At 74.0% G+C, this 4,413-nt stretch carries 5 protein-coding genes; 1 reads left to right on the forward strand and 4 read right to left on the reverse strand.

Features of this window, described 5'->3' with window-relative positions:
• The 3 genes from G3I40_RS02855 to G3I40_RS02865 form a co-directional block, all read right to left on the reverse strand.
• The coding region (locus G3I40_RS02855) for an FAD/NAD(P)-binding protein (RefSeq protein WP_164300559.1) at positions 1–431 on the reverse strand (431 nt) is incomplete at its 3' end.
• Between the two features lie 136 nt (positions 432–567).
• On the reverse strand, positions 568–2,223 hold the full coding sequence (locus G3I40_RS02860) for an alkaline phosphatase D family protein (RefSeq protein ID WP_164300560.1): 1,656 nt from the start codon (positions 2,221–2,223) through the stop codon (positions 568–570).
• 109 nt (positions 2,224–2,332) lie between these two features.
• A complete protein-coding gene (locus G3I40_RS02865) occupies positions 2,333–2,998 on the reverse strand; it encodes an HNH endonuclease family protein (protein WP_164300561.1) in 666 nt (221 codons plus the stop codon).
• Between the two features lie 380 nt (positions 2,999–3,378).
• Here G3I40_RS02865 and G3I40_RS02870 point away from each other — a divergent pair, with 380 nt between their 5' ends.
• Positions 3,379–4,047 carry an HAD-IA family hydrolase gene (locus G3I40_RS02870; RefSeq protein ID WP_203643323.1) on the forward strand — a complete coding sequence of 223 codons (669 nt, stop codon included), beginning with the start codon at positions 3,379–3,381 and terminating at the stop codon, positions 4,045–4,047.
• Positions 4,048–4,062: 15 nt separating this feature from the next.
• Here G3I40_RS02870 and G3I40_RS02875 read toward each other — a convergent pair.
• Positions 4,063–4,413, reverse strand: a 351-nt coding sequence (locus G3I40_RS02875) for a peptidoglycan-binding domain-containing protein (RefSeq protein WP_164300562.1), incomplete at its 5' end; no start/stop codon positions are given.

Consider the following 4,413-nt stretch of genomic DNA (forward strand, 5'->3'; position numbering starts at 1 on the left):
ACGGCGCGGGTGGCGTGCACGACGACCTCGACGCGGGCCGGGGCCGCGGCGACGGCCGCGGCGAAGACCTGGCGCAGGTAGCGGCCGTACTGGGCGCGGCTCGGGTAGTCGTCCGGGCCGAGGGGCACGTCGTGCCGTGCGGCCCACTCGTACAGGCTCGGCCCCGGCCGGACGGGGCCCGCGCAGTCCACCGAGTCGTCGGTGTAGAGGGTCACCTGTGAGGCGACCGTGTTCATCAGGAGCTCGGGCGCCTGGTCGGTGCGCCAGACGCCGCCGGCGCCCGGCGGACACGGGTCGACCACGTGCACGGTGAGCCGGGCGTCCGCCGGGAGCAGTTCGTCGACGGAGGCGGTCAGCCGCTCCAGGACGCTCGTGCCACGCGGGCCCGCGCCGACGATCGCCAGGCTGAACTCGGGGTGAGGGGCGGGCAAAACGGAACTCCCGGGGCATGTGGGGCTGCTGGAAGCGGACGGTCCGCCTCATCATGCCGTTTGGCCGGGAGGAGTGGCGTGCGGGACTCCAGGTGTGAAATGGATCACGGAGCGCGGGAGGGCGCGCGGGCGGGGGTCAGGCGATCTTCCGGTCGTCCGCCCGGACCAGGCCGCGTTGTGCGTCGGCCTGGTCGAGGGTGAGGTCCGCCGCACGGCCGCGCAGGGTCAAGGTCATCAGATGGTTCCCGAACCAGGGCCCGCCTGCCTTGCGCCAGCTGATCCGGGGTGCTGCCGCGCGTGCGTGCCGGGCGAAGCGCCGGCCGAGGAGGCGCCCCGCGCGGCTCCAGCCGAAGCGGAAGCCGACGCGTATGTACCGGGGGATCGAGTTGTGGACGGGGGAGCAGGTGAGCTGCAGGACGCGGGCGGTGGGCGCCGCGGGACCGGCCGGCCAGGACGGTTCGGCGATGTAGGCGTGGTGCACGTCGCCGCCGAGGACCGAGACGGTCGCGGGCGCCGCGGGACCCGAGCCCGCCTCGGCGACCAGGTCCGTGAGCCAGTCGAACGAGGCGGGGAAGGCCGCCCAGTGCTCCAGGTCCGCCTGCCTGCGCAGGTTCTCGCCGCGCCCGGCCCAGCGCTCGCCGCGCTCGCCCCGGGCCATCGCCGCGTTCCAGTGCTCGGCGTCGTGGATGAGGTGGGGCAGCAGCCAGGGCAGGGACGAACCGATGAGGAGGTGGTCGTAGGCGCCGGGGGCGCCCTCCTCGACGGATTGGCCGTCGAGGGCCTGGGCGCGCACCCACCGGGCCTCGTCCGGGTCGAGCATCGCCCTGTTCTGCTCGTCCAGGACGCGGGCGGCGCGGGTGTCGACCATCAGCAGGCGCGTGCGGCCGAAGTCGCGGCGGTAGCTCCAGCGGGCACAGGTGGGGTCGGAGTCCGCGCGGGCGGCGAACTCGCGCAGCACGTCGGTGCCGTCGGCGCTCGCGCACACCGCCTCGTAGACCGGGTCGGCGGCGAGTTCGCCCGGCGGCAGGTTCCCGATGTGCTGGTACACCCAGTACGACATCAGCCCGCTCAGGATGCGCTCGCGCCACCAGGGGAGCTCGCGCATCTCGCGCAGCCAGGCCGCGCTGGTGTTCCAGTCGTCGATCACGTCGTGGTCGTCGAAGAGCATGCAGCTGGGCACCGTGGACAGCAGCCAGCGGATCTCCGGGTCGAGCCAGGACTCGTCGTACAGGTGCGCGTACTCCTGGTAGTCCGCGACCTCGGTGCCCGGCGGGTCCGTGAGGTCGCGGCGGCGGGCCAGCCACTCCTGCGTCGCCGGGGACGTCTCGTCCGCGTACACCTGGTCGCCCAGGAGCACGAGGACGTCGGGGCGCTCGGCGGCCGGGTCGGCGGCCAGACGGGCGGCGAGCGTGTCCAGGGCGTCCGGGCCGACGGGGTCGTGCTCGTCGGAGGGCGGCGCGGCCCAGCGGCAGGAGCCGAAGGTGACGCGGAGCGGCTCGTCGGCGCCGTACCGCGGGGTGCGGATGGTGCTGTCGGGGAAGCGGGACTCCGGCTCGGGCCAGACCCGGCCGCCGTCCAGGACCACCTCGTACGCCGTCTCGGTGCCCGGCGTCAGGCCGCTCACCGGGACCAGGGCGTAGTGGTGGCCGTCGATCTGGAAGGTCCGCGCGCTCCCGGCGGCGCCGTCCGCGCAGCGCACCTCGGCGACGCAGGGCCGGCTCGTCTCGACCCAGACCGTCGCCGCCTCCTCGTCCACGTACCGCAACAGTGGTCCCAGGCGCAGCCTCGCCACGTGATCTCCTCCGCTCTCCGTACCGCACGAACCATTGGTCGTCGGCCCGTAGGGTACGGAACGCCGGAGGCGGGTGCGTGGTTCCGGGGGGTAACAGATCGGCAGCCGGTCAGCAGCCGCTCAGCTTCGACTGGATCGCCGACTTCTCCGCCGAGTCGACCGTGAGGTCGTAGTAGTGCTTCACCTGGACGTACGCCCGCAGGTACGTGCAGGCGTACGCGGCGCGCGGCGGCATCCACTCGGCCGGGTCCTTGTCGCCCTTGGACTGGTTGACGTTGTCGGTGACGGCGATGAGCTGGGGGCGGGTGAGGTCGTTGGCGAAGGACTGGCGCTGCGCCGTCGTCCAGGAGCTCGCGCCGGACTTCCACGCCTCGGACAGCGGCACCATGTGGTCGATGTCGACGTCGCCCGACGCGGTCCAGGTGGCGCCGTCGTACTGCGAGTACCAACTGCCGGAAGCCGCCGCGCAGTCGGAGCCCTGGGAGACGCCCGTGCCGTCGCGCTTGAGGACGACCTCGCGGGTGTCGCAGGAGCCGGACTGGGTGATCCAGTGCGGGAACTTGTCGCGGCTGTAGCCGTCGGCGGAGCCCTCCGCCTTGACGGTCAGTTCGGAGAGGTAGGTGCGGGCGGTGGCGGCGCTGACCGGGGTGGGCAGGGCGGCCTGGGCGGCGGGGGCGCTGAGGAGGCCGAGGGCGGCGACGAGGCCGGCGGCGCCGGTGGCGAGAAGCGGTCGACGCGCGTAGAAGGCGGCCGTGCGCAGGGGTGTGCGGAGCATGGGGTGAACTCCCTTGGTGTGGGGGGTGGTTGGCGCCATCGTGGGGGGCGGGGGTTTCCGGGAGGTGTGCGTTGGGTGACAGGGTCGCGTCAATCCAGGGTGCGGGGCAAGACCCGTAACTCCGTTGGTTCTGCCGGGAATTGGGTGGGGCTCGGCCCTTGGGGGTGGAGGTGCGTGTTTCCGCGGGTGGGGTGCGGGGTGCGCGGGCCTGCCCCGGACCCTGCTGCCCGGCCGCCGCGAGGGCGCGGGCCGGTGCGATTGGCGATCACCGGGCTGCGTTTTGTATCGTGAAGAAACAAAGTGGTTCCCGCCCGCACACCCTGACCGGCGGGCGGGGCCGCCTTGTCTTCCCTCACGTCTCCGTTCTCAGGAGCCTGCCGATGACGGCCACGCCCACCGTTCTGTCCGCGCGCGCCCTCCTCCTCGACATGGACGGCACGCTCGTCAACTCCGATGCCGTGGTCGAGCGGATCTGGCGGCGCTGGGCCGTCGCGCAGGGCCTGGACGCCGACGCGGTCATGCGCGTCGCCCACGGACGGCAGGGGCACGCCACGATGGCCGAGCTGCTGCCCGAGCGCCCCGTGGCCGAGAACCTCGCCGACAACGCCCGCATGCTCGCCGCGGAGACCGCGGACATGGACGGGGTCGTGCCCGTCCCCGGCGCGGCGCAGTTCCTCGACTCGCTGCTGTCCGGCGGGCTGCCGCACGCGCTGGTCACGTCGGCGGACGTCCCCCTGTCCACCGGGCGGATGGCCGCCGCGGGGCTGCCGTACCCGGCGGTGCGGGTGACCGCGGAGAACGTGGGCGCCAGCAAGCCCGACCCCGAGGGATTCCTCAAGGGCGCAGCGGAGCTGGGCATCGCCCCGGCGGACTGCGTGGTCTTCGAGGACTCCGGCGCGGGGATCGCGGCGGGGCTCGCCGCCGGCATGCGCGTCGTCGGGGTCGGACCGCGTGCCGGGGCGCACGGGCCCACCGTCCACGTGCCGGACCTGACGGCGGTACGCGTCGAGGCCGCCGTCGACGGGGAGATCCTGCTCCACATCGGCTGACCGACCCCGGGCCGCTCAGCCGGTCTCGGCCTCCAGGGCCCGGCGCGTCGCCGGGCCGTAGGTGCCCGTGGCGTCCCCGTCGATGCCGCGGGCGAACTGGTACGTCGCCACCGCCAACACCGTACGGTCGTCGAAATCGCCGTCCGGCTCGTCCGCGTAGAGGTTCAACTTCCGCAAGCGGTACTGGAGTTCGGAGACCTCCGGGCCGCGGTCACCGCGGTGCAGGGCCCCGCCGTCGTGCGAGGGGGAGTGCCGGGTCGCCGGCGGAGCGGTGCGACTCGGCGCGGCAGTGGTGCGGCTCGCGTCGGGTGACGGGGTACGCGTCGCGGGCGGCGCCGACGAGGAGGGCGGCGGGGTCGACGCGGG

Origin of the sequence: Streptomyces sp. SID14478 (assembly GCF_010548525.1) — a bacterium.
In the GTDB taxonomy this organism is placed as follows: Bacteria; Actinomycetota; Actinomycetes; order Streptomycetales; family Streptomycetaceae; genus Streptomyces.

Excerpts from the sequence above, each read along its gene's own strand:
- G3I40_RS02865 (WP_164300561.1), bottom strand. The coding sequence starts at position 2,998 with ATGCTCCGCACACCCCTGCGCACGGCCGCCTTCTACGCGCGTCGACCG.
- G3I40_RS02870 (WP_203643323.1), top strand. The coding sequence starts at position 3,379 with ATGACGGCCACGCCCACCGTTCTGTCCGCGCGCGCCCTCCTCCTCGAC.